Annotated in this window: 11 protein-coding genes; 3 read left to right on the forward strand and 8 right to left on the reverse strand. The window is 69.5% G+C overall.

The window, feature by feature from the left end; genetic code table 11:
• Positions 1–20: 20 nt before the first annotated feature.
• Complete coding sequence (locus UA75_RS33980; protein ID WP_083691035.1) at positions 21–12035, reverse strand: type I polyketide synthase; 12015 nt, start codon at positions 12033–12035, stop codon at positions 21–23.
• A 583-nt stretch (positions 12036–12618) separates the two neighbouring features.
• On the opposite strand from UA75_RS33980, the gene UA75_RS17040 reads away from it, so the two are divergent.
• From UA75_RS17040 to UA75_RS17050, 3 genes are all read left to right on the forward strand, one after another.
• Positions 12619–13491 carry a thioesterase II family protein gene (locus UA75_RS17040; protein ID WP_232237286.1) on the forward strand — a complete coding sequence of 291 codons (873 nt, stop codon included), beginning with the start codon at positions 12619–12621 and terminating at the stop codon, positions 13489–13491.
• A gap of 7 nt (positions 13492–13498) precedes the next feature.
• On the forward strand, positions 13499–14446 hold the full coding sequence (locus tag UA75_RS17045; RefSeq protein ID WP_075741084.1) for an ATP-binding cassette domain-containing protein: 948 nt from the start codon (positions 13499–13501) through the stop codon (positions 14444–14446).
• Between the two features lie 109 nt (positions 14447–14555).
• Positions 14556–15449 carry an ABC transporter permease gene (locus tag UA75_RS17050; protein ID WP_232237287.1) on the forward strand — a complete coding sequence of 298 codons (894 nt, stop codon included), beginning with the start codon at positions 14556–14558 and terminating at the stop codon, positions 15447–15449.
• Positions 15450–15998: 549 nt separating this feature from the next.
• On the opposite strand, the gene UA75_RS17055 is transcribed toward UA75_RS17050, so the two are convergent.
• The 7 genes from UA75_RS17055 to UA75_RS17090 form a co-directional block, all read right to left on the reverse strand.
• A complete protein-coding gene (locus tag UA75_RS17055) occupies positions 15999–16865 on the reverse strand; it encodes a 3-hydroxybutyryl-CoA dehydrogenase (RefSeq protein ID WP_075741085.1) in 867 nt (288 codons plus the stop codon).
• The gene (locus UA75_RS17060) at positions 16862–17878 is read right to left on the reverse strand and encodes a 3-oxoacyl-ACP synthase III family protein (RefSeq protein WP_075741086.1); all 1017 of its coding nucleotides are present in this window, start codon (positions 17876–17878) and stop codon (positions 16862–16864) included. Before UA75_RS17060 ends, UA75_RS17055 begins: the two co-directional genes overlap by 4 nt.
• Before the next feature lie 7 nt (positions 17879–17885).
• Positions 17886–19232, reverse strand: coding sequence for a crotonyl-CoA carboxylase/reductase (gene ccrA / locus UA75_RS17065; protein WP_075743902.1), 1347 nt, complete (start codon positions 19230–19232; stop codon positions 17886–17888).
• Positions 19233–20037: 805 nt separating this feature from the next.
• Positions 20038–22764, reverse strand: a complete 2727-nt coding sequence (locus tag UA75_RS17070) for a LuxR C-terminal-related transcriptional regulator (RefSeq protein WP_198044165.1) — start codon at positions 22762–22764, stop codon at positions 20038–20040.
• Positions 22765–22829: 65 nt separating this feature from the next.
• Positions 22830–23036 carry a hypothetical protein gene (locus UA75_RS33010; protein ID WP_075764830.1) on the reverse strand — a complete coding sequence of 69 codons (207 nt, stop codon included), beginning with the start codon at positions 23034–23036 and terminating at the stop codon, positions 22830–22832.
• Between the two features lie 1300 nt (positions 23037–24336).
• The gene (locus UA75_RS33015) at positions 24337–24591 is read right to left on the reverse strand and encodes a hypothetical protein (protein WP_157434254.1); all 255 of its coding nucleotides are present in this window, start codon (positions 24589–24591) and stop codon (positions 24337–24339) included.
• Between the two features lie 236 nt (positions 24592–24827).
• Positions 24828–26351, reverse strand: a complete 1524-nt coding sequence (locus UA75_RS17090; RefSeq protein ID WP_075741091.1) for a hypothetical protein — start codon at positions 26349–26351, stop codon at positions 24828–24830.
• Positions 26352–26353: the final 2 nt, after the last annotated feature.

The following is a 26353-nucleotide window of genomic DNA, read 5'->3' on the forward strand; positions in this document are numbered from 1 at the left end:
TTCCGCCCGGTCCGCTTGAGTCAGGCGAGGCCGAGTTCGTTGTCGATGAGCTCGAACATCTCGTCGTCGGTCGCGGTGTCCAACAGGTCCTCGGGCTCCTCGCCGCTGTGATCGGCGACGGCGGGAGCTCCCCACCTGCGCAGCAGCGCTTCCAGGCGAGTGGCGAGCTCGGCACGCTCGGCCCCGGTGGGCGGCGTCCTGGTCAATCCGAGCTCGAATCGCTCCAGTTCGGCCAACGGGTCCCGATCGTCGGGCCGGTGGTCGGGCACCACCAGGGTTCCGAGCAGCTGCTCGGCGAGAGCGGCGGGGGTGGGGAAATCGAAGACGAGGGTGGCGGGCAGCCGCAGCCCGACCACGGTGCCGAGCCGGTTGCGGAAGTCGACTGCGGTCACCGAGTCGAACCCCAGCTCTCGGAAGGTCTGTCGGCCCGTTCCGGCGAGCGTCCCCGAATGGCCGAGCACCCTGGCGGCCTGGGAGTTGACGAGGTCGATCAGCGAGCGCCGCTGCTCGGCGGGGCTGAGCCCGGCCAGCGTCCTGGCGAAGTCCGTGCGGTCGTCCTCGGCCGCCACCGCGACGGCCGGTTCGGCCTCGGTGAGCGCACGCACCTCGGGTAGATCACCGAGGAGGGGGCGGGCCCTGACCAGCGTGTACGTGGGCGCGAACCGCGTCCAGTCGATGTCGGCGACCACCACGTGTGGCACCCCCGACCGGACGGCCTGCTCCATCGCGGTGACGGCCAGCTCCGGCGCCATCGCGGGGACGCCGCGTTGGCGCAGCCGGACGGCCTCCTGGGCATCCACCATGCCGCCGCCCGCCCAGGCACCCCAGGAGATGGCGGTGGCGGGGAGTCCGAGCGCCTGCCGCCGATGGGCGAGCGCGTCCAGGTAGGCGTTGGCCGCAGCGTAGCCGGGCTGCCTGGCATTGCCCCACACCCCTGCGCCGGAGGAGAACAACACGAAGGCGTCCAGGTCGAGCCCGCTGGTCAGTTCGTCGAGATGCCGTGCTCCGGCGACCTTGGCGCCGAACATCGCGGTGAAGTCGGTGAGCTCGAGATCGGTGAGCGGGGTCTCGGGGGCGACGATCCCGGCGGCGTGCACGATCGCGGCGGGCGGTTCGGGCAGCGAGCGCAGCAGGTCCGCCACCGCGTCCCGGTCTGCGACGTCACAGGCTGCGATGGTGACCTCGGCGCCGAGGGCGGTCAGCTCGGCCGTCAACTCCGAGGCTCCCGGAGCGGCGCTGCCGCTGCGGCTGGTGAGCACCAGGTGCTCGGCGCCGTTCGCGGCAAGCCAACGGGCGGCATGCGCACCGAGCGCACCGGTGCCGCCGGTGATCAGCGCGGTGCCGCGCGGGGTCCACGGGGTGCCGGGGAGTTCGGGCTGGTTCGCCCGGACCAGTCTCCTGCCGTGGAGTCCTCCGGAACGCACCGCGAGCTGGTCCTCGTCGCCTGCACCGGACAGGGCCGCGCACAGCAACTCGATGTCCTGTTCACCGGGTGCGGCAGGCAGGTCGATCAGACCGCCCCAGTGATCGGGCAGGTCCAGGCCTGCGACGATGCCGAAACCCCAGGCCGCAGCTTGATCCGGGTGGTCAACCGGTTCGCCTGCTGCGGCGGTTGCGGCGGTGGTCACCGTCCACAGCGGGGCTTCCACCCCGATGTCGAGCAGGGCTTGGACGAGTCGGAAGGTCCCGGTCAATCCTCGGCGCAGGGCAGGCGCGTCGGGTTCCGGTCTGCCGTCGGTGGCCAGCAGGGACAGCACGCCGCGCAGGTCGTGGTCGTCGGTGGCCGCGCGAAGGCGTTCGGCAAGCCGGGACCGGTCGTCGTGGTCCACCTCCACCGACACGACCTTCTGGCCGCTGCTCTCCATTCCCCGCGCGCAGGCCTCGGCGAGCGAGCGGCAGGCGTCGGGGGCGACCAGCAACCAGGTTCCGCCTGAGTCCGGGTTTTCCGGCGGGTCGATCGAGGTCCATTCCAGCCGGTAGCGCCAGGAGTCGACGGCGCCGTCCGGCACCGGCACGTCGGGCCAGTAGTGGGTGTGTTGGAACGGGTAGGTGGGCAGCGGCACCGGCCGGGAGTGGTCGCCGAACGCCGGGGTCCAGTCCACCGGATACCCCAGCGCCCAGGCCTGGCCCACGCTGTCGTACAAGCGGCGCAGCCCACCGTCGTCCCTGCGCAGCGTCCCGGTCACCAGGGCGCCGTCGACCTCCAGGGCGTCCAGGGTGTCCTGGATGGACATCGTGAGCACCGGATGCGGTGAGGACTCCACGAATCCGGTGTAGCCCTGCTCCGCCAACGCAGTGATCGCAGAGTGGAAATGCACCGTCTGACGAAGATTCCGATACCAATACCCGGCATCCAACTCACTGGTCTCGATCCAGTCACCGGTCACCGTGGAGAAGAAACCCACCTCGCTGCTGCGCGGCGTGACCTCCGCCAACACCGCCAGCAAGTCCGCTTCGAGCCGCTCCACCTGCTCGGAATGCGACGCATAATCCACCGCAATACGCCGAAGGCGAACCCCGTCGGACTCACACGCCTCGGCGAACCCGGCCAAGGCCTCGGGTTCGCCGGAGACCACCACCGACGACGGGCCGTTCACCGCCGCCACCGACACACCACCGGCACCGGCATCGGCACCGGCATCGGCATCGGCGTCGGCACCGGCGTCGAACGTCGTGAGGCGGGAGCGGACCTCGTCTTCGGGCAGGGCCACCGACAGCATCCCGCCGCCCCCCGCCAGGGTCTGGGCGATCAACCGGGAACGAGCACACACCACCCGCGCGCCATCAGACAACGACAAGCCACCCGCGACCACCGCCGCGGCGATCTCCCCCTGCGAATGACCCACCACCGCATCCGGCCGAACACCAAACGACTCCCACACCGCAGCCAACGACACCAACACCGCAAACAACACCGGCTGAACAACATCAACCCGCGCCAACAACCCCTCATCATCCACAGCAGCGACAAGAGACCAGTCGACCCACTCCCCCAACGCCTCCCCACACTCCGCAAACCGCGCAGCAAACACCGGTGAAGACCCCAGCAACTCCCGACCCATCCCCACCCACTGCGAACCCTGACCCGGAAACACCAAGGCCACCCGACCAGCAGGACCGCTCACCACGCCGGTATCGATCGTGTGGAGCCCGGCGAGCAGTTCGTCCCGATCGCCTGCCAGCACCGCGCGGATCTCGAGGGCCGATCGCGCGGCCACCAGCGAACAGCCCAGATCCATCGCGGACAGTTCGGGGCGCGAACCGGCGTGCTCGGCCAGCCGGGCGGCCTGCGCCCGCAGCGCTTGGGCCGACCGCGCCGACAGCACCCAGGGCGCCACCGGAAGAGTCTCCGGCGGCGGGGCGGTCTCCGGCTGGTCCGGTGCTTGTTCCAGCACGACGTGTGCGTTGGTGCCGCTGATCCCGAACGCGGAGACGCCCGCCCGTCGAGGCTCGCCGGTATCCGGCCATTCCACCTGCTCCGTCAGCAGTCGGACCGCACCCGAATCCCAGTCCACGTGGGAGGTCGGCGCGTCCACGTGCAGGGTCTTCGGCAGTATCCCGCGTCGCATCGACTCGACGATCTTGATCACGCCCGCCAGCCCCGCCACGGTCTGGGTGTGGCCGATGTTCGACTTCACCGAGCCCAACCACAACGGCCGCTCCGCCGGACGATCCCGACCATAAGTCGCCAACAACGCCTGCGCCTCGATCGGATCACCCAAGGTGGTCCCGGTCCCGTGCGCCTCCACCACATCGACCTCGGACGCCTCGAGACCGGAATTCGTCAACGCCTGCCGGATCACCCGCTGCTGCGACGGGCCGTTCGGCGCCGTCAGACCGTTCGAGGCACCGTCCTGATTCACTGCGGAACCGCGCACCACCGCCAGCACCTCGTGCCCGTTGCGCCGGGCGTCCGACAGCCTCTCGAGGACGAGCATCCCGGCACCTTCGGACAACGCGAATCCGTCGGCCGCCTCCGCGAAGGACTTGCACCGGCCATCCGGCGCCAGACCCCGCTGCGAGCTGAAGCCGCTGAACTGCGCTGGGGTGGACATCACCATGGCCGCGCCCGCGAGCGCCAGTCCGCACTCCCCGGCACGCAGCGCCCGGACCGCCAGATGCATGGCGACCAGGGAGGAGGAGCAGGCGGTGTCGATGGTGAGCGCGGGGCCTTCCAGCCCGAGGACATAAGCGATCCGGCCGGAGGCGACGCTGCCTGCCTCGCCGGTGACCGCGTAGCTCTCGTCCGCGCTCTCGTCCCGCCGCAGGACCGATCCGTAGTACTGCTCGCCGAGCCCGACGAACACGCCGGTCTGGCTGCCACGCAGCGAACGAGGGTCGAGCCCGCCCCGCTCCAGGGCCTCCCAGGAGGTCTCCAACAGCAGCCGCTGCTGCGGGTCCATGGACAGCGCCTCGCGGGGCGAGATTCCGAAGAACCCGGCGTCGAATCCGGCGACGTCCTGGAGGAACCCGCCCTCGCGGACGTAGCTGCGCCCTCGGGCCTGCGGATCCTCGTTGAAGAGTGCGGCGAGGTCCCAGCCACGGTCGAGCGGGAAGGTGCCGATCGCGTCGCCCCCTGCGGCGACGAACTCGAACAGTTCCTCGGGACTGGACAGGCCGCCGGGCAGCCGACAGCTCATCGCGACGATCGCGATCGGTTCCGCCGGATCGGCGACCGTGACCGCCCCCACCGGGGCCACCGCCGCGCCACCGTCGTCGAACAGGCCGATCTCCAGGTGGTGCGCGAGTTCCGTCGGGGACGGGTAGTCGTAGACCAGGGTGGCGGGCAGGCGCAGGCCGGTCGCCCCGGTCAGCCGGTTGCGCAGTTCCACCGCGGTGAGCGAGTCGAAGCCGAGTTCGGTGAACGCGCGCTGCCCGGCGACCGATTCGCGCCCGGTGTGCCCGAGCACGGCCGCCGTGTGCTTCTGCACGAGTTCGAGCAGGGCCCGCTTGCGTTCGGCGCCGGATCGGCCTGCGAGTTCCGCTCGGATCCTGCTGCCCTGTGGCGGGACCGCCGGGCCGGTGTTCTCCTGCTCTTCGGCGATGGCGGTGAACAAGGTGCTGGTTCGGGTGGAGGAGAAGACCGGCAGGAAGCGCGGCCAGTCCACCTCGGCGATGGCGAGGAACGGGGTGTCCTCGCCCGCAGCCCGCTCCAGGCCTCGGACAGCGGTGGCCGGGTCGAGCACCGGCACCCCGCGTCTGCGCAGGACGTCCTGCAAGGATTCGGGGATCATCCCGCCGCCGCCCCAGGGTCCCCAGGCGATCGACCGGATCGGCGCGCCGTCGGCCCACCGCTGTCGGGCGAAGGCATCGAGGTAGGCGTTCGCGGCGGCATAGGCGCCGTGGTCGGCCACGCCCCAGGCCGAGGAGATCGAGGAGAACAGCAGCACCTTGTCCATGGCCGCGAGGTCGAACACCTCGTCGAGGTTGCGCAGCCCGCCGACCTTCGCGGCGAGCACCTCGGCCATCGACTCGACGCCCAGGGAGGAGAGCGGTTCCAGGACACCGATCCCGGCCGCGTGCACGATGCTGCGCACCGGGTGCCCGGCGGCGGCCAGCCGTGCCGCGAGGTCGGCCACTGCGGCGCGATCGGTGATGTCGCAGGCCGCGACGGTCACCTCGGTACCCGCCTCCTCCAGTTCGGCCACGAGTTCGGGAGCACCGTCGGTGGCGGCGCCTCGGCGGCCGACGAGCACGAGGTGATCGGCACCGGCGCGAGCAAGCCACCGTGCGATGTGCGCGCCGAGGGTGCCGGTGCCGCCGGTGACGAGGACCGTGCCGGCTGGCCGGAAGGATTGCCCGGCGTGTGCGGGCAACGGCGCGCGGACCAGCCGCCTGCCGTAGACGCCGTCCGGGCGAATCGCGAGCTGGTCCTCGCCGTCCATGCGGGTGAGGGCTGCGGCGAGTGCCCCCGCCCAGTCGCCGTCCTGCGCCGGGAGGTCGATCAGTCCGCCCCAGCGTCGCGGGTGCTCCAGCGCGGCGACCAGGCCCAGGCCCCAGGCGGTCGCCTGGTCCGGGCTGGCCAGCCGGTCGGTGTCGCCGGTCGAGACGGCGCCACGGGTGACGCACCACAGCGGCGCGGAGATCTCGGCCTCGGCGAGGGCCCGGAGCAGTCGGGTGATCGCGTCGAGTCCGGCCGGGACGAGGGTCGGCCCGGCGTCGTCCGAACCGAGCAGCAGCAGTACGCCCACGGGTGGTTCGTCGGCGGCGGCCCGCAGGGATTCGGCGAGCTCGCCTTCTTCGCCGAGGGCGACGGTGCGGATGACCGCGCCCCGACCGGCCAGCTCGGTGTACAGATCCGGCTCGTGCCCGCCGGTGGTCACCGCGAGCCAGGTGCCGGAAAGTCGTGCGTGGGCGTCCGAGGCGAGGTCCGCCCAGGCGATGCGGTAGCGCCAGTCGTCCACGGCCTCGTCGCGGCGCGCGGCCTGCCGCGTTTCCAACCAGTAGCGGGTGTGCTGGAACGGGTAGGTGGGCAGCGGCACCCGCCGGGAGTGGTCGCCGAAGGCCGAGGCCCAGTCCACCGGATAACCACGCATCCAGACCTGGCCCACGCTGTCGTACAACCGGCGCAGCCCACCGTCGTCCCGCCGCAGCGTCCCAGTCACCAACAGCCCGTCTTCGTCCAGGAAGCCCGGACCGTCCAGGGTGTCCTGGATGGACATCGTGAGCACCGGATGCGGTGAGGACTCCACGAATCCGGTGTAGCCCTGCTCCGCCAACGCAGTGATCGCAGAGTGGAAATGCACCGTCTGACGAAGATTCCGATACCAATACCCGGCATCCAACTCACTGGTCTCGATCCAGTCACCGGTCACCGTGGAGAAGAAACCCACCTCGCTGCTGCGCGGCGTGACCTCCGCCAACACCGCCAGCAAGTCCGCTTCGAGCCGCTCCACCTGCTCGGAATGCGACGCATAATCCACCGCAACCCACCGCACCCGAACACCCTCGGACTCACACCCCTCGGCGAAGCCGGCCAAGGCGACGGGCTCGCCGGAGACCACCACCGACGACGGGCCGTTCACCGCCGCCACCGACACACCACCGGCACCGGCATCGGCATCGGCGTCGGCACCGGCGTCGAACGTCGTGAGGCGGGAGCGGACCTCGTCTTCGGGCAGGGCCACCGACAGCATCCCGCCGCCCCCCGCCAGGGTCTGGGCGATCAACCGGGAACGAGCACACACCACCCGCGCGCCATCAGACAACGACAAGCCACCCGCCACCACCGCCGCGGCGATCTCACCCTGGGAATGACCCACCACCGCATCCGGCCGAACACCAAAGGACTCCCACACCGCAGCCAACGACACCAACACCGCAAACAACACCGGCTGAACAACATCAACCCGCGCCAACAACCCCTCATCATCCAAAGCAGCGACAAGAGACCAGTCAACCCACGGGGCCAACGCCTCCCCGCACTCCGCGAACCGCGCAGCGAACACCGGAGAACACCCCAACAACTCCCGACCCATCCCCACCCACTGCGAACCCTGACCCGGAAACACCAGAACCACCCGACCGACGGAACCGGCGCGATCGAAGTTCTCGGGCACCATTCCCAATCCGGCCAGCAGTTCGGCGGGCTCCGCCCCGATCACCACAGCGCGGTGCTCCATCGCATCGCGGGCCACCGCCAACGTGAAGGCGGTGTCCACCGGCGACAGATCCGAATCCGCACCGACCTGCTCGGCCAACCGGCCCGCCAGGTCCGATAACGCCGCAGGCGAACGGGCCGACAGCAACCACGGCACCACCCCGGGTTCGGCATCGGGGCCTGCCACCACCTCGGCGGGTTCCGGCGCCTCCTCGACGATCACGTGCGCGTTGGTGCCGGAGATCCCGAAGGAGGACACCCCGACCCGCCGAGGCCGGTCCACCGCAGGCCACTCGACCTGCTCCGTCAACAACCGCACCGCACCCGCATCCCAGTCCACATGCGACGACGGCACATCCACATGCAAGGTCTTCGGCAACACCCCATGGCGCAACGCCTGCACCATCTTGATGACGCCGCCGACCCCGGCCGCAGCCTGGGAATGACCGATATTCGACTTCAACGACCCCAACCACAACGGCCGATCCGCCGGGCGATCCCGACCATAAGTCGCCAACAACGCCTGCGCCTCGATCGGATCACCCAAGGTGGTCCCGGTCCCGTGCGCCTCCACCGCGTCCACCTCCGACGCGACAAGACCCGCATCCGCCAACGCACGCCGAATCACCCGCTGCTGCGCGACGCCATTCGGCGCGGTGAGGCCGTTCGAGGCGCCATCGGAGTTCACCGCAGAACCCCGCACCACCGCCAACACCGGATGCCCGTTGCGCCGGGCGTCTGAGAGCCGCTCCACCAGCAGCACACCGACGCCCTCGGACCAGCCGGTGCCGTCGGCGGACTCCGCGAAGGCCTTGCAACGCCCGTCCGGTGCCAGTCCCCGCTGTCTGCTGAACTCCACGAAGACCCCCGGCGTGGCCATCACCGTCGCCCCACCGACCAACGCCATCGAGCACTCGCCCTGGCGCAGCGCCCGCGCGGCCAGGTGCAGGGCCACCAGCGAGGACGAACATGCGGTGTCCACGGTCATGGAGGGCCCCAGCAGGCCGAGCGTGTAGGCGATCCGGCCGGAGGCGACGCTCGCCGCGGTGCCGGTCAGGGTGTAGCCGCCGGAATCGTCCGCAGCCTCATGCAGGCGGGCGCCGTACTCCTGCGTCGTGGTGCCGACGAACACCCCGGTGTCGCTGCCCTGCAGGGAATTCGCAGCCAGCCCGGCCCGCTCCACGGCCTCCCAGGACACCTCGAGCAGCAACCGCTGCTGCGGGTCCATCGCCAGCGCCTCACGCGGGGACACCCCGAAGAAGTCTGCGTCGAACCCGCCCGCGCCCGTAAGGAACCCGCCCTCCTTTGCGTAGGACCTGCCTGGCAGGCCGGGCTGCGGGTCGTAGCTGCCTGCCAGATCCCAACCTCGGTCCTGGGGCCAGTCCGACACCACGTCGCCGCCTGCGGCCACGACGTCCCACAACTGCTCCGGCGAGACGACCCCGCCGGGGAATCGGCAGGCCATCGACACGATCGCCAGCGGTTCCGCGAGATCAGGAACCCCGGCAGCCTCGGTGGCACCGAGGTCGACATCGTCGGGCTGCTCGGCCGCGAGGTGGCCGGCGAGCGCTGCGGGTGTCGGGTAGCTGAAGAGCACGGACACCGGGATCGGCCGTCCGATCGTCGCGCCGACCTGGGCGCGTAGTTCGACGAGGGACATCGAATCGCAGCCGAGATCCTTGAAGGTGGCGCGCGGATCCACCGCCGCACCGTCGCCGATGATGCCGCCGAGCCTGCGGACGATGAGGGCTTCCCACTCTGACGCACTGCGCGCGGCCTGCTCCGGATCACCCTCTGGCGCGGAGCCGTCCAGCCAGTGACGACGGCGTTGGAAGGCGTAGGTGGGCAGTTCCACCCGCTCGGCACCGGCCGACGGCAGCAGACCGTTCCAGTCCGGGGAGAGCCCTCGGACGTGCAGCTGCGCCGCCCCGGACAACAGGTTCAGCACGGCGGGCTCGTCGCGACGCAGCGTCCCGATCACGACCCTGAGCCGGGTCTCCCCGGCGAGAGTGTCCTCGATGGCGGGAACGAGGATCGGGTGCGGGCTCACCTCGATGAAGAAGTCGTGCCCCGACGCGGCGAGTGCCCGGACGCCCGGCTCGAACCGGACGGTGCTTCGCAGGTTGCGGTACCAGTAGTCCGCGTCCAGGTCGGCACCGTCGACCCAGTCGCCGGTCACCGTGGAGAGGATGCGCACCGGGCACCGGCGGGGCTCGATACCGGCGAAGGCGGCGCGCAGGGCCTGTTCCGCAGGTTCCACGGCGGGTGAGTGCGAGGCGAACTCGGCCGCTCGCACGCCCCGGCACCGCACGCCCTGCGCGGCCACGAGCTCGGCGAATGCGTCCAGCGTCGACTGGGGCCCGGCGAGCACGATGGATTCCGGGCCGTTCAACGCGGCGATCGACACCCCCGGCGCCAGTTCAGCGAACCGCTCGCGGTAGTCCTGCGCGCTCGTCCCGAGAATGAGCATCCCGCCACCGGAGTCGGCGAGAAGGTCGGTGGTGATGCCGACCCGCAGGGCGGCGATCTTCGCGGCATCGTCCAGGGACAATGCCCCCGCGACATGGGCGGCCGCGACCTCGCCCTGCGAATGACCGATCACCGCGGCGGGCTCGATCCCGGCGGCCCGCCAGGTCTGTGCCAGTGACACCGACATCGCGAACAGCACCGGCTGCACCACGGCGGTCCGCCCCAGGTCCGGGGCGCCCTCGACACCGCGCAGCACATCGAGCACCGACCATCCGGTATGTCGGGCCAGTGCCAGGGAGCAGGCCTCGACGTGCTCGGCGAACACCGGCACGGTGTCGAGCAGCTCCACCGCCATGTCCGCCCACTGCGCACCCTGGCCGGGGAACACGAAGACGACCTCGCCCTCGGCGTCGGTCACGCCTGCGGTCAGCCTCGGGTCCGGCTCCCCGAGCGCCAGCGCACGGGTCGCCTCGATCAGGTCCGCGCGGGTGGCCGCCTGCACCACCGCGCGGTGCTCGAAGGTGGTGCGGGTATCCCGCAGCGCCGCGCCGATCGCCTCCACCGGCAGGTCCGCCTGTTCCTCGGCGAACGCGGCGAGCCGTTCGGCCTGTCCGCGCAGCGCCCGTCGGCTCCGCGCGGAGAGCAGCCAGGTCGGTGTTGCCAGACCCGCGCCCGGCGCGCCGGACCCGGCCCCGGGCTCCCCGGTCACCGATGCCTCGGCGTAGCCGGCAAGCACCACATGGCAGTTGGTGCCGCCGATCCCGAAGGAGGACACCCCGGCCACCGGCGGGTGGTCCGGCCCGGGCCAGCCGGTACGCGCGGTCTGCACGCGCAACCCCAGTTCCGGCAGCGAGATCGCCGGATTGGGCCGTTCGAAGTTCAGCGAGGGCGGCAATTCCTCGTGGCGCAACGCGAGCACGGTCTTCAGCAGGCCCGCGATGCCCGAGGCGCCCTCCAGGTGTCCGATGTTGGTCTTCACCGAGCCGACCAGCAATGGTGTCGCCGGGGACCGTTCCGCGCCGAGTGCGGCCCCGAGCGCGGCGGCCTCGATCGGATCGCCGACCCGGGTGCCGGTGCCGTGCAGCTCCACGTACTGCACCTCGGCGGGTTCGACCCCGGCGCTGCGGCAGGCGGTCCGCAGCAGGTCGCGCTGCGCCGTCTCGCTCGGTGCGGTGAGGTTCGCACCACCGCCGTCGTTGTTGGTCGCACTGCCGAGGATGACCCCGTGCACTGTGTCACCGTCGGACACGGCATCGGCCAGCCGTTTGAGCACGACGAACCCGCCGCCCTCGCCGCGCACGATCCCGTTCGCCCGGTGGTCGAAGGTGTGACAACGTCCGTCCGGGGAGAGCACTCCGAGCGCGGCAAGGTGCGCGGTGCCGTCCGGCACGAGATTGAGCTGCACCCCGCCTGCGAGGGCGAGGCCGGATTCCCCGGCGCGCAGGCTCTCACAGGCGAGGTGCACCGCGACCAACGAGGAGGACTGTCCGGTGTCCACGGTCAGGCTCGGACCGTGCAGCCGCAGGAAGTAGGAGATGCGATTGGCGATCATGCTGCGGTAGAGCCCGGTCAGCACGTACCGGCCGGACGAACCGTCCAGCCCCGCCAGCGCGCGGTAGTCCTCGGCCATCGCGCCGACGAACACCCCGGCCGGTCCGCCCGCGAGCGTCCCGGGCAGGATGCCCGCGTTCTCCAGGGCTTCCCAGCTCAGTTCCAGCACGAGCCGCTGCTGCGGATCCATCATGGCGGCCTCGCTCGGCGAGAGCCCGAAGAAGGCGGGGTCGAATCGATCGACCTCGTCGAGGTACCCGGCCGCAGTGCCTGCCGGGTACCGATCGACAGGGGCGTCCCGGATCGCATCGATGCCGTCGGTCAGCAACCGCCAGAAGGCCGAGGGATCGGGGGCCTGCGGGAAGCGGCAGGAGATACCCACGATCGCGATCGGCTCGGAACCTGCCCTGGTCATCACGTCGAACCACCATCCACGCGTGGCGCGACCCATGGCTGAGCCGCGCGATCCGGCTGTCAGCCCTGCTGCCTGGCGGGGACGGCTGTGGCCCCTGCTCCCGTTCGTGCCTCGAGATGCCGATCCGGGAGCTCCTGCGGGGAGTACTCGCCGGGCCGAACGCGCCACCGTGGCGAACCGGTACTCGACCGAGAGCACCCGCTCCGCAGTACGGTGCTGCTCCGCGAGCCTCGACCCAGGTGCTCGGGTGGGCCTGCCACGGCGCGATCGAGCTGCGACCGCGCGGTGCTGCCCGGGATCGTGGCGGAGTCGTGGGCGTGGTCGACATCGTCGGTGCCCGACTCGGCCGGTCGGTTCCGCCTGGCGTCGGGGAAAGTCCGCTCCACCGGGTGGTGCTGCGGACAGCTCGCGCCGAGGATCCGATCGACCACTGCGATCCAGTCGAACGCCGGGGTCCAGCCGATCACCCCCGGCACAGCACCGAGTGCCCCGAAAGCCGCAGACCCGCGGGCACCAGTGGAAATTCCGTTCACCACGGGACCCTTCCTCCGGCTACGGGCGATGGGAACGACGGTAGCCACGGGTGATTGGCACTTTCCTCAACAAGGAACTGGCACCGTTCGCCGAGAAGCTTCCCGCTCGCGCTCAGGTGGAGGACGGTCGCATGGCACCAGGAGTCGCCGATGTGCAACGAGAGAACCCGAGGGTGCCACCAGGCGGCACCACCCTCTGGGTCCGCCGGTTCGAAGCCTCGTCACCCAAGGCACCCCGCCTGATCTGTCTGCCGCATGCGGGCGGCTCCGCAAGCTTCTACCTGCCGATGGCGCGGGACCTCGCACCCGTCGCGGATGTGCTGGCCGTGCAGTACCCCGGCAGGCAGGACCGCAGGCACGAACCCCACATCGAGGATCTCCACGAACTGGCAGACCAGACCTTCGCCGCGCTGGAGCCCGAACTCGACCGGCCGGTCGTGTTGTTCGGCCACAGCATGGGCGCCATCCTCGCCTTCGAGATCGCCAGGCGCATCGAGGCGGCAGGCGGCGTACCGCCGTCGCGGCTGTTCGTCTCCGGCCGTCGGGCACCCGGCACCCATCGCGACGAGCGGGTCCACCAGCGCGACGACGATGCGCTGATCGCCGAACTGCAATCGCTCAGCGGCACCGACGACCGGGCGCTGGGCAACGAGGAGATCATGCGGATGTCCATGCCGTCGATCCGCAGCGACTACAAGGCCGCCGAAACTTATCGCTATCGACCCGGGCCGCCGCTGAGCAGCCCGATCAGCGTCCTGATCGGCGACGACGACGTCAAGGCGACGATCGACGAGGCGCGACGGTGGAGCGAGCACACCCACGCCGAGTGCACCGTGCGGGTGTTCGAAGGCGGGCACTTCTACCTGCTCCAGCATAAGACCGAGGTGCTGGCGGACATCCGCGCGGAACTCCTGGCGGTATGACCCGGTCATGACCGAACCGATGATCGAAGCCCGTGGAGTCGGCAAGACCTTCGGCGCGGTCGCCGCGCTGGACTCGGTGAGTCTGAGCCTCGACCGAGGCAAGGTGCTCGGTCTACTCGGCCACAACGGCGCGGGGAAGACGACCCTGGTCAACGTGCTGACCACGATGCTGCCGCCGAGTTCGGGCAGCGCGCGCGTGGCGGGCTTCGACGTGACCGAGAACGTCCACGAGATCCGCACCAGGATCGGTCTCACCGGCCAGTTCGCCTCGGTCGACGAGCAACTCAGCGGCCGGTCGAACCTGGTGATGGTGGCCAGGCTGCTCGGCGCCGGGCGCAGGAAGGCGAAAGACCGCGCGGACGAACTGCTGGAGCTGTTCGGCCTGACCGATGCCGCGCTGCGGCCCGCACGCCATTATTCCGGCGGCATGCGCAGGCGCCTCGATCTCGCCTCCTGCATCGTGGGCAGGCCCGAGGTGATCTTCCTGGACGAACCGACCACCGGACTCGATCCAGTAAGCCGCCGCAACCTGTGGACCTTGTTGCAGGGCCTGGTCGAGGATGGCGCGACGGTGCTGCTCACCACCCAGTACCTCGACGAGGCCGATCATCTGGCCGACACGATCACCGTGCTCGCCGACGGCAAGGTGGTGGCCGCAGGCACCCCGGCCGAGCTGAAGGCCGGGGTCGGGCAGCGCACCGTGACGGTGACCATCTCGGCCGCCGACGATCTCGGAGCGGCGACCACGGGCCTCGAACGGGCCGGGCTGGACCCCAGGGTGAACGCCGAGGCGCGGACGCTGACCATGCCGATCATCGCCAACCGGGAGGTGGCCATCGTGGTCCGGGCGCTGGACGAGGTCGGCATCGAGGCCTCCGAACTCGCGCTGGGTGAGCCGACCCTGGACGACGTCTATCTGGCCGTCGCGAAGACCCCTCTGCCGGTGCGGGTCTAGCCCGTAACCGGGCAGGACGGGTTCGGGCCGACCGACACCGGACCGCCCCCGACGCGATCGGGCCCCGAATCCGATCCGAGGCGGGCCCGCCCGCCGGGGTGACGCACCCGTGCCCGGATGCAAGGGGCCGCGCGACCCGCATCCGATCCGCACCCGACGAGAACCTCGTCTGACCCTGGGAGTTCCGATCAGTATCTCCTCGTTCCAGCAGGCGCCGCCGCGATGGCGCGGCAGTTCCGCGTTCACGCAGATCTCGGTGCTCACCGGCAGATCGCTGCACGCGACCCTCACCGACTGGCGCCTCGTCATGCTGAACCTGGTCCAGCCGGTGGTCATCCTGGTCCTGTTCACCCAGGTCTTCGGCAGCCTGGCGAGCGGCGCGAGCTTCCCGGCCGGGGTCGACTACATCGAGTTCCTGATGCCTGCAATCCTGGTGAACACCGCCTTGCAGTCCTCGATCCAGTCCGGGGTCGGTCTGGTGGACGACATGAAGAACGGGGTGCTCAACCGGCTGCGCTCGCTGCCGATCCGCCCGAGCTCGATCCTCGTCGCTCGGAGCATCTCCGACCTGGTCCGCACCGGCTTCCAGCTGGTCGTGATCCACACTCTGGCCAGTGCGCTGTTCGGCTACTACCCGGCGACCGGGTTCCCCGGCGTGCTGATCTCGCTGAGCCTGGCACTGGTCGTCGGTTGGGGGATCACCTGGGTGTTCCTCGCACTGGGCACCTGGATGCGCAACGCCGAGGTGATGCAGAGCGTCAGCGTGCTGACCATGTTCCCGCTGATGTTCGCCTCCAGCGCCTACGTCCCGATCGCGGACATGCCCGCCTGGCTCGGCGCGGTGGCGACGGTCAACCCGCTGACCTACGCGGTGGACGCAACCCGCGCGGTGGCGCTGGGCCTGCCCGGTGGCGGGTCCGCCCTGCTCGCCACCGCGATCAGCCTGGTGATCGCGGGAATCAGCGGTGTGATCGCGACGACCGGGTTCCGCAGGCCGCAATGACTCCCGGAGGAACGGGGACCGCAAGCAGGCTGTCCGCAGCGGCTTGGGCGCCGACTTCGGCGCTACCCGAACCTCGATACCGGACGGCCGGGTAGCACAAGGCATCACCAGGGCTCGGTCTGCTCGGCCGGGTCGGCAGGCGCGGCCCGCCCGCGCCCTCCGCGGCCCGCCCGCCGCACGGCGCTGCCGGAGTGCGGCGCTGCCGGAGTGACCGGCGAGACGGTGGTACGGCGAGACGGTGGTACGGCGAGACGGTGGTACGGCGAGACGGTGGTACGGCGGGCGAGCACCGGGCATCAAACACCGAGCACCGCCGGCGCCGCCGAGCACCGGGCCCGGGCGTTGGGCATCGCCTTCCCCGGGTCGCTGCCAGGCCCCGGGTCGTCGCAGCCGCAGCGCCTAGCGCAGGCCGCGGGGACGCAGGTCGGTCCGGTGTTCGTCGATCCGGTCCAGGCAGGCCCCGGGTCGCCCGGCCGGGCATCCCCCGCACATTCACGCGGGGTGGACGCCCGGGACCGGGAGATCCGTTGTGGACTACACGGCGGGAATCTAGCTGTAGTCGTAGAACCCGCGTCCCGTTTTGCGCCCGAGCAGCCCGCCGTCGACCATCCTGGTCAACAGCGGCGGCGGCGCGTAGAGCGGTTCGTGGTACTCCGCGTAGAGCGCGTCGCCGACGGCGGCGACTACGTCGAGACCGATCATGTCCATCAGCCGCAGCGGGCCCATCGGGTGTGCGCAGCCGAGGGTCATGCCCCGGTCGACGTCCTCAGCGCTGGCGAAGCCGGACTCGACCATTCGGATGGCGGACAGCAGATACGGCACCAGCAGTGCGTTGACCACGAACCCGGCACGATCGGGAGATCGGACGACCTCCTTGGCCAGCCCGGTGGTCACGAACTCCACCGAGTCCTCCACCGTGCTGTCGTCGGTGAGCAACGACGGCACGATCTCGACCAGGGGCAGCACCGGGACCGGGTTGAAGAAGTGCACGCCGATCACGCGCCCCGGCCGCTCCGTGACCTTGGCCAGCCGGATCAGGGGGATCGCCGAGGTGGTCGAGGCGAGCACGGCGGTCTCCGCCCGGACGACCTTGTCGAGCGTCTGGAACACGGCGGTCTTGACTGTCTCGTCCTCGCGAACCGCCTCCAGCACGAGATCACGGTCGGCGAGTTCGCCGAGATCGGCGCCGAACGACACCTTCGCCTCGGCCGCCGCCGCCTGTTCGGCCGTGATCTTCTGCTTGGTGACCGACTTCTCCAGGGAACGGAGCAGCCGGGCATGGTCCCGGGCAGCCGAGGCCGGACCGGAGGCGACCACGTGGACGTCGAAGCCACGCAGCGCGCAGAGTTCTGCGAAGCCGCCGCCCATCAGCCCGCCGCCGACCACCCCGACCCGACGTATCTCCCGGGCCGTCATCCGGTCCGCCAGCGCAGCAGGCAGGTGCCCAACGACATGCCGCCGCCGAATGCGGCGAGCACGATCAGATCGCCGTCGGCGAGAGCGCCCGAGGCGTTGGCGTCATCCAGCACCACCGGCACCGATGCGCTGCCGACGTTGCCGTAGCGCTCCAGTGTGTAGTGGGTACGGGCGTGCTGGAGACCGGCCTTCTCGACGAGTTGGGCGAGCAGCACGCCGTTGGCCTGGTGCGGCACGAAATGGTCGACGTCGCCGAGGTGCAGCCCCGCCCGCAACAGCAGGTCGTCCAGGGCGGGTGGTACCGCGTCCATGACGAAGTCTCGGACACCCCGGCCGTTCATCCGGAAGTAGTGCCCGCCATCGGCCACCGTCTGCGCGGTGGTGGGTCGTCTGCTGCCCCCCGCGTCCACCCGGATCAGGTCCCCGCGCTCGCCACGACTGGCGAGTCCGACCTCGAGCATCCCGTAGGGCGCCGGGACCGCGCCGAGCACTGCCGCGCCCGCACCGTCACCGAGCAACACCGCCGTGCTGCGGTCGTCGAAGTCGAGGATCCTGGAGTAGACGTCGGCGGCGACCACCAGCACGAGCGCCTGGGGATTGAGCGTGACCAGGGCACGGGCGAGTGCCATCCCGTACACGAAACCCGCGCACACCACGTTGATGTCGAAGCAGGCCGCGTGAGTCGCACCGATGACCTGCTGGATCACGCACGAGGTCGGCGGCTGCGGCGAGTCGCCGGTGGACGTGGAGACGATCAGGTAGTCGACATCGGCGGCGGTGACCCCTGCCCGCTCCAGCGCGCGGCGAGCCGCCTCGGCGCCGAGGTCCGAGGTCGCCTGGTCCGAGGCCGCGTAACGGCGGCCTTCGATCCGGGTGCGCTCGGTGATCCACTCGGCGGTGGTGTCGGGTACTCGGTTCGCGATCTCCGTGTTGTCGACGACCCGCTCCGGCAGGTACGAACCGGTGCCGAGCACACCGACTGGAACGCCGACGGGGCCGACGGAAGCAGTCATCGCCGCCTCACCCGGCCGCTACGGTCGCTCGGGCCAGCGGAGCGACCCGGTCGGCACCGATCCGCGTTCGCAGCTCGTGATCGGTGACTCCGAGCCCCGCTCGGGGTGCGAGGCACAGCACCCCGATCTTGCCGATGTGCTGATTGGTCTGCACGGTGCGAACCGCCTCGCCGACATCGTCGAGGTCATACACATCGCTCAACGCGGGGGCGATCCGCCCCGACGCGATCAGCCGGTTGGTCTCCCACTGCTCGTGGAGGTTGGCCGCATGGCTGCCGATCACCCGCTTCAGTTTCATCCACAGGTAGCGATTGTCGAACTCGTGGCGGTAGCCGGTGCTGGAGCCACAGGTGACGACGGTGCCGCCCCGACGAACCACGAACACCGAGATGCCGAAGGTGGCCCGGCCGACATGTTCGAAGACGATGTCCGGATCCCGGCCGGTCTCACGGCGGATGATTCGACCCAGCCGCTTCCCGACCTCGAGAACCCTGGCCGGGTCGTCGGCCACGTGGTCGTCGATGCCGATCTCCCGACGGTCGATCACCACGTCGCAACCGAGTCTGCGGACTGCCTCAGCCTTCTCCGCCGAGCCGACCACGCCGATCGCGATCCCGCCGCCGTTGCGCACGAACTGGACGGCGTAGGTGCCGAGACCTCCGGCGGCCCCCCACACCAATACGACGTCACCCTGTTTCATCCTGGCGCCGCGCTCGCCGACCAGCATCCGGTAGGCGGTGCCTGCGCACAGTGGGTTGCAGGCCGCCTCCTCCCAGGTCAGGTGCGCGGGTTTGGGAACGAGTTGGCTGGTCCGGACCACGCTGTAGTGCGCGAGGCCGCCGAAGTTGGTCTCGAAGCCCCAGGCCAGCTGTTCGGAGCCCAGCATCCCGTCCGCATGGGTGGCCGGTTCCTGGTCGTCGACGTAGACGGGGCTCACCACCACGTGATCACCGATCTTCCAGCGCCGGACGCCACTGCCGACCCGGACCACGACACCCGCACCGTCCGAACCGACCACCTGATAGGGCAAGTCATGACGGGCGGCCCAGCCACCGTTGCGGGCGAAGCGGCGGAGGAACTGGAAGGTGGGCAATGGCTCGAACATCGCCGACCACACGGTGTTGTAGTTGACGGCACTGGCCATCACAGCGATCAGCACTTCGTCCGGCGCCAGCTCGGGCATCGCGACCTCGCCGACCCGCAGCGATTTGCGGACGTCCTTGTCGACGACGCCGCCGAACATTCCGACGTCCTCGGCGCGCAGATGAGCGGCGACGAAGCGTTCCGGCGGCGCCAGCCGGGACAGGTCTGCTGCGGGGGCTCCCGCAATGACTGCTTCCGATAGTGGGTCCATCACGGTCGCCTTCCTCGTGACCGGTCCCGCGATCACGGGTGCCGCATCGAGGAAACGTCGCGCACCCCCGTTCCCACCACCCCTGCCGCCCGCCCCCACCACCTCGGAATGGTGTCTGCGACGCCCTCGCACCGGAGGTGACCCCCCTAGCTCGGGCCTGCCGCCATATCCCCTCTTCCCGTACCCGCCGAACACCGGGATGATGGTGGGCAGTCAATCCCTGAAGCGTCGCCTCGCGCACGCACTTCTTCCTTGTTCGCCGCCGAATCGGCGTCACGAGGTAGCCGGCCGACGAACGAGACTCCGGCAGGCAGCCGACGCACAGCAGGCGCTGTACCGGATCCGCGCCACCGACAGGCAGGCCGAAGAGCCTGTCTTCGATCCCCCCGTCGTCGGCGGGATCAGCGTGGCTGAGCTACCAGGCGGAGGAGGAGAACCACAGCGGAGCTCTGGTGACTTCACGACGACGCCGCAGATCGCCGCGCAGGCCCCGCGCAACTCCGAAGGTGGGGATGCGGAACAGGCTCTTTAGATGCCGGTCGCCGTTGTCGGTATGGCGTGCCGGTCACCCGGCGGGATCCTCCAGCAGTGGTGGCGGCGGTTCGGTGCGGGCCACGACGCCGGTGCGGGGATGTCCTCGGGCCGCGGTGGGAAGCCGGCCGCGCCCGCCGTCTGGAGCCGGATCACCCGGGGCCTGGTGGACACCCGGGCGGGCACGCGCCTGTCGCGGTGGTCCGCCCCCACACCCCTTGCCGGGTTGTCTGGATGACAACCCGGCTGTGTCGCCTGCCGACGCAGATCGTTGTCAGCCCGAGGGACTCCCGGCTTTACTCGTCGACGACTCGAGCAAGCCCGGTGCGGCGCTGCGCGCGAGGGTGAGACCGATCAGGTCTGCCCGCCTGCTCACCCCGAGCTTGCGGAACACCCTGGTAAGCCGTTGCTCGACCGCGCTCATGGAGAGGAACAGCTTGCGGCCGATCTCGCGATTGGTCAGCCCCTGGGCGGCAAGTCCGGCGACACGACTCTCCGCGTCGGTGAGCTGGGGATAGCGCTGCTCGTCGTCGTCGACCAGGTTGGTGAGGTCGAAGCGCTCGCCGCTGAGCAACAGGTTCTTGGCCACTCCGAGGGCATCGCAGCCGCTGGAGACCTCGATGGCTCGGCGGCCGGTCAAGCGGGAGCGCTCGGAGTCGCCCCTGGCGTAGTACTCGTTGCTCAATTCTGCCAAGGAGTTGATCAATTCCAGCAGGTGCCCGCTGTTCTGCAGCAGTTTCACCGACTCCTCGAGGAACTGCCTGCGATCACTGATCAACCCCGTCTCCGCGAGGAGTCGCAGCGAGACGGCATGTACAGCCCGGGCCCGACCTCGGGCCCGAAGGAGCTGCTTGTCGAACATCCCCTTCGCCTCCCTGGGCCTGCCCAGCGCGAGGTATGCCTGCCCCACGCCGATGCGCCAGGAGACGAACGTCGGTATGTCGAAGTCCCACGAGGTCATCAACCGGCCGCAGGTGCGGAAATCCTCCAGAGCCGCGTAGGGACGGTTCGTGGCGAGAGCGTGCTGCCCCCGGGCATACAGGTACGGCAGTGCGAACGCGGTGTCCTCCAGATTAGCGGGGACGGGGCGGCGCAGCAGCTCCGCCGCCTCGTCCAGATACCCGAGCGCGGTGCTGGCAAGCACGTGGGTGCCAACCGGATAGCCTACGGCGACACACCAGCTCTTGACGCTGATGAGGTTCAGGGCCGACGCGGCCCGACTGCGAGCCAGCGGCATATCGCCGCGCCGATAGGCCACCTCGGCGGCGACGCTGAGCAGGACCGCGCGCAGCGTGTCCAAGCTGCGGGCGGCGAACTGGCTGTCGAGCCGTAGACACCACTGCTCGGCATCGTCGAGCCGATCGACGTAGACCAACGCCAGCAGAATGGACATCAGGGGCTCGACGGCGATCCCGCTCAGTTCACCGTTCTGCAGCACGTAGTCCGCGTCGGCGGCTACGCGCGCGGGTTCACCGCCCGACAACGCCACACCGAGCGCCTCGACGGCACGCTGGAACAGGTCCCCGCCGCCCGGGTCGCCTGCGGCGCTCGTCGGCTCAGTGAACGAGCCGGGACTGACGAAGTGCAGCCACCGCAACGCAGGCTCGGCCACGGCGGTGGACGTGTCGTCGCCAATCGACCGGATGACGTCCGCTGCCTCGGCGAAGTGCCCGTTCCAGGCCAGTGTGCTGAGCAGCAGTTCGAACCCGTCTCCCGTGAGATGCCCGGCACGCCGAGCGGCGCGGAGGTCGCCGAGGTGGCTGGCGGCGGCGGAGGGATTCCGCCGCCATCGAGCGGCGACGAGCAGACCCAGGGCCCGGACACGGACAGTCTCGGCGGTGGTAAGGCTGCGCGCGGCTTTCGCATACCGCACGGTGTCGGCGGGACGATCGCCGCGCAGCGCGAAGTCGGCGGCTTCGACAAGCAACTCCGCCGCCCACGGCAACTCGGAACCGAAGTCGCCGGGGTCGGCGTCCAATGCGGCGACCAGGTGCGTGGCGGCCAGTGGTACGTCCGCGCCGCAGTGGTGCAGCAACGAGGCGATCCTGCGGTGGGCATGGCCGCGCTCGGCAGGAGTGAGGGTGGCCAGTGCGACCTCCTGAGCTGCGGGATGGCGAAATCCGCCGTCGTCGTCGAGCAAGCCGGCGACGGTCAGATCGGTGACGGCCTGGTTGACGTCCGCAGAAGGGGCATCGGCCAGCTCGTAGAGCAGGTGACGGGAGGACGTGGTGTCCAGCAGTGCGAGACAGCGGGCCACCTCCAGCACCGTCCGACCGCCCCGATACAGACAGGTTGAGACCGCCACCTTGAAGGTCTCCCCCGGAGCCAACACGCCTGTCTCGTAGCCGTCGACGACCAGGGCCTCGGCGAGCAGGGGGTTCCCACCGCAGAGCGCGTGGCACTCCTCGGCACGGCGGTCGTCGAGCGGCACCTCGAGCAGGGCCGCGACGTCATCGACGTCAAGCATGCGCAGTCGCGCCGCACGCACCGGCACCAGGCTGCTCAGCTCCGCGATCAGGGCGGCGGCGGGTGCGACAGCCGGATCCACGGTGCTCAGCAGAACGAGTACCGGTGTCCCGACGATACGACGCAACACGTAGAGCAGTGCGTCCACCGACGCCGCGTCAGCGTGGTGGACCTCGTCCACCACGAGCACCGCCGGGCTGCCCCCGACGACGTCGGCGAGTAGGGCGCGACCATTGTCGACGGACTGGTGGGAGCGCAGCTGGTCTAGGCCGGTCCCCGGTCCGGTGCGCTGCCCCGCTCGGCGCAGGAGCTGCTCCACGATCCCCATCGAGACATCGTGCTCACTGAGCGAGCCGGTCGCGGTGAAGACGGTTCCGATGCCCGCCGAAACCTTGTCCGCGAAATCGCGCAACAGCCTGCTCTTCCCGGACATCATCGGTCCGGACACGACAACGGCGCGGTCGTAGCCGCCCAAGAAGGCTCTGAAGGACTCGTCCAGGACGGCGACTGCGTCCGCCCGGCGCATCGATCTCATCGACATTGGGCTGCCCAATCGGGTTCGTCCTCGTGGACGTCGGTCTGATATCTCGTGGAAGGCGGTCAGGCATTCGAGCGGCGGGTGTTCCATTCCGCACCGTCCTCGGTAGCCGGATTGCGCACCGGATCGATGTTCTCACGGCTGTGATCGGCCGCCACGAAGTCGAGTCTTCGTGGTTTCGCACCCGGCGCCGGACGCACACACGCGGTCACCACGACGTCCACCTCGGCACCGGTCGCCGCAGTCGCGGACAGGATTTCGTTGGTCATGCTGTCCTCTCGGTCAGATGGAGACGTCCAGGCCGGCGCACACTGGCGGCCAGACGCGATGCCGGGACCGGATCGGGTGTCCGGACAGTGCCGAGCGGGATCAGGATCTCCCCGGGCCTGCGCGTCCAGCGCGATCAGCGACACAAACCCGAAACACAACCGCAGAACGAGTGCGCTCATCGTCGGGTGTGAGCTGACAAGACCTCTACGGCGGCGGCCGTCGCGATCGACGAACATGCGGGCGCCAGTGCGATCACGCCGAGTGTTCGGGACATGGCGAGACGAACCAGCTGGTGCACCTCGCCGGGGCGGCAGCATGACAACATTGTCAGCAGGAAGAGGACAGACCCGGGCGCCGTCTCGATGTCACTGGTTCAAGATCGATTCCTCGCACACCAAGACTTGCCCATAAATCTGCGGAGCGCCGGAACCAAGCTCGAGCCTGAAACAGTCGATTGACCCGACACATCCAGAAACAGACGACGATAAACGTTTCCAGAAGTAGCCGAGGAAGTTCTCAAAAATCCGGATAAGCGAATTCGACGAAATCTATCGCCAGCCGAACCTTGTTGAGTGTACCGTCAGACCGACCAGAAAAACATCAATCTTCACACGCAGTGAACACCGCTTCCGGAGCCGGCAATACCGTCGCAACATCCGGCACCGGATACACCACAGGACTCCCGAGGCTATGGTCGAGAACCATATCTCCCGGATCTACCGTTGAACGCCGCATGATCACATCTTGCGAGAGAACCGCTTCAGCCCGCAACCACGCCCGTCCGATCAGGAGATTTTTGCCCGAAAGTGCAGCGGTCTCGACCCGAGATCAGGGACGAGCGTCCTCGAGCATGCCCGCCGCAGCGGTGGACGCCGACCGACGCCGCGGGTATCGGGTTCCCGTTCACGGCCGAATTAGACGAAAGTTTAATATACATCTGGTTATCCGCGATGGACACCAGGTTTCCAGCGATGGCGTCGTCTGATGGAGAGGCACGACACGGCGACGCTCACCAAGCTGAACGATCGACATGCGCCGGGGGCAACGACAGAGAGTGCAGAGGCGCCCAAGCGGACGTCACCGTGCAGTCGACGAAGTCCATCACGCCATGCCCACAGCCGGCCCCGAATCGGCCCCTGTGGGCGACCGCACGCGCCTGTTCTTGGCGATCGCGTCGTGACAGCGTCGCCCAGACCAGATGCGTCTTCCACAGCGCGATCGAGCTGGTGGGGAAGTCGATCGCGCTCAGCAGATGCGCCCAACTGCCCGCACGGTGCTCCACACGACGCTCGGGCTGGCCTACTCCAGCTCGATCTGGGTGAGCATCCGGCGGCTGACCTCGCTGCGCTCCGCTGGCGCCGACACACTCAGGCCCCGCGCCCCGCGCACGCCCGCACAGAAGCAGGTCTCGCGCTCCCCGACCGGGTCCTTTCGCCGACCGGCAGGCTCGGTGCGCACGCGGTGGTCAAGGCGTTCGGCACCCAAGAGTCGTTCCTCCAGGCCATCGGCTCCACCCGCGGGGGCGGCCACCTCGGCTACGTGGGCGCGAACCACGGAGTCTCCATCCCCGGAGACCAGTTGTTCTCCGCAGGCATCCACACCCTCGGCGGCCGGCGCCCGTGCGGCACCACCTGCCCGAGCCGATCCGGCTCATCTGGGACCGAGGCATCTACCCCCGGCGGGATCTTCGACCCGGCCCTCCCGCTGACGGGGGCAGTCGAAAGCTACCGGGCGATGGATGAACGTCGCGCCACCAAGGGTCCGCCCATCCTCTGATTCGCCCTGGCGCCTCAGCCTCCACAGGAGCGACTTCCGGGTGTCTCTCTCAGTGTCCCGTCAGGTGCGGACATGGCGAGGACCGTCACGACACCCTTCTGCTCCTCCTCCGCAATCGTCAGGATCGGAATCGACTTGTTGATCGGGTTGCCTTCGTCGTCGAAGGAGAGACAGCCACTCGCTCCCTTGACGGTGTTACCGCCCTTCATGTGGAAGAGCATTCGGCCGACGTCCTCGCCCGTGATGTCGAGTTCCGCCGTGGTCTCGCTGTCGCCCAGCGCCGCGACCATGGCGTGGGTGATCACCAGCACCGCGTCGTGGCCCATCATCGCCCGACCGTCGTCGGTCGGGTTCCCGAAGCGTTTGCTGTAGGCCCCACCCGGTTCGAAGCGCTCGAGCGACTCCCGATTCACGGCCTGGTTGACCTCTTTCACGGCGCCGGGGTGGGCCAGACCGGTGTAGAGCACCTGGATGTTCTTCATCGCCGCCACGCCCGTCAACTCCTCGGCGGTGAGGTTGCTGAGGTCGTCGCCCGTCATGACAGTGATCGACTTGTCGTCGCAGACCGGCTCGGCGCCAAGCCGCTGCACCATGCGTACCAGCTCTTCCGAGCGGCCGGCGAACAGGAGGGCGAGTTCCTCCCGAGCGTCGGTGCACACCTGACCGGGTACCTGGTGAATCTCGTTCTCCCACCTCTCATTGTCGGACCCGTACGAAATGATCAGGTCTTGGCCAGCTTCGCCGACGGACTCTTCGAAAGCATCAGCGAGGGTTTGTGCATAGTGATTGCTCCCTCTGATGTCCCGGATGATCATCATTTCGGTGTGCCCCTGGAGTTTGAGGTGGTTGACTGCGGCCAGTGCCTGGTCGGCGTTGGTCGGGGCGACACGGACGAAGTTCTCGATGGGCGGCTCGAAGTCGGCGGTCATCGTGCTCGCCACGATGGCCAGTCGCTCCTCCGAGAGTTTCTCGACCGCCGCGATGTTCTGCTCCTCACTGGGGCCGAGCCCCGCCACCGCCACCAGTCTGTCCTCGGTGCGCTGGCGCTTCGCCAGTTCCGCCACCGTGTGCTCCCAATGCTGCGCGGTGCTTCCAGTGTTCGCGATGAGCAGGCGGATCTTCGGCGCCCGTTCGCTGTTGTGCCGTCTCAGCGCGTCATACGCGCCCTGGAGCTCATCGAGCACCGCTTTCCTGGTGTTGGAGTCCGCGTCCGTCAGGGTGAAGGACGTCATGTAGGCGATGCTGTAGTACGTCGTGTTGCGCTCGTGCGCCTCATCGATCACCTCGTCGTTCGCCACCTTGATGAGGTCGAAGACCCTCTCATACTCCTCGTACTCATCGCCGAAACCGACCCCGCCGTCCGTGACGCCGACGCACTCGCCGGCATCCCCGAGCCTCTTCAGCCCGGACGGTCCGCAGGACTGGCTCATCTCAAAGAGCAGCCACGTCCCCACTATGCCGACGACCGCCAACACGGAACCCACGACGAGCAGGATGAAGCGTTTGCGGAGCACGTCCAGGCGTGCCTTGATGCGCATCG

The organism is Actinoalloteichus sp. GBA129-24 (assembly GCF_001941645.1).
Taxonomy (GTDB): Bacteria; Actinomycetota; Actinomycetes; order Mycobacteriales; family Pseudonocardiaceae; genus Actinoalloteichus_A; species Actinoalloteichus_A fjordicus.

Excerpts from the sequence above, each read along its gene's own strand:
- UA75_RS33980 (WP_083691035.1), bottom strand. The coding sequence starts at position 12,035 with ATGACCAGGGCAGGTTCCGAGCCGATCGCGATCGTGGGTATCTCCTGC.
- UA75_RS17045 (WP_075741084.1), top strand. The coding sequence starts at position 13,499 with ATGACCGAACCGATGATCGAAGCCCGTGGAGTCGGCAAGACCTTCGGC.
- UA75_RS17055 (WP_075741085.1), bottom strand. The coding sequence starts at position 16,865 with ATGACGGCCCGGGAGATACGTCGGGTCGGGGTGGTCGGCGGCGGGCTG.
- UA75_RS17060 (WP_075741086.1), bottom strand. The coding sequence starts at position 17,878 with ATGACTGCTTCCGTCGGCCCCGTCGGCGTTCCAGTCGGTGTGCTCGGC.
- ccrA (WP_075743902.1), bottom strand. The coding sequence starts at position 19,232 with ATGGACCCACTATCGGAAGCAGTCATTGCGGGAGCCCCCGCAGCAGAC.
- UA75_RS17070 (WP_198044165.1), bottom strand. The coding sequence starts at position 22,764 with ATGAGATCGATGCGCCGGGCGGACGCAGTCGCCGTCCTGGACGAGTCC.
- UA75_RS33010 (WP_075764830.1), bottom strand. The coding sequence starts at position 23,036 with ATGACCAACGAAATCCTGTCCGCGACTGCGGCGACCGGTGCCGAGGTG.
- UA75_RS17090 (WP_075741091.1), bottom strand. The coding sequence starts at position 26,351 with ATGCGCATCAAGGCACGCCTGGACGTGCTCCGCAAACGCTTCATCCTG.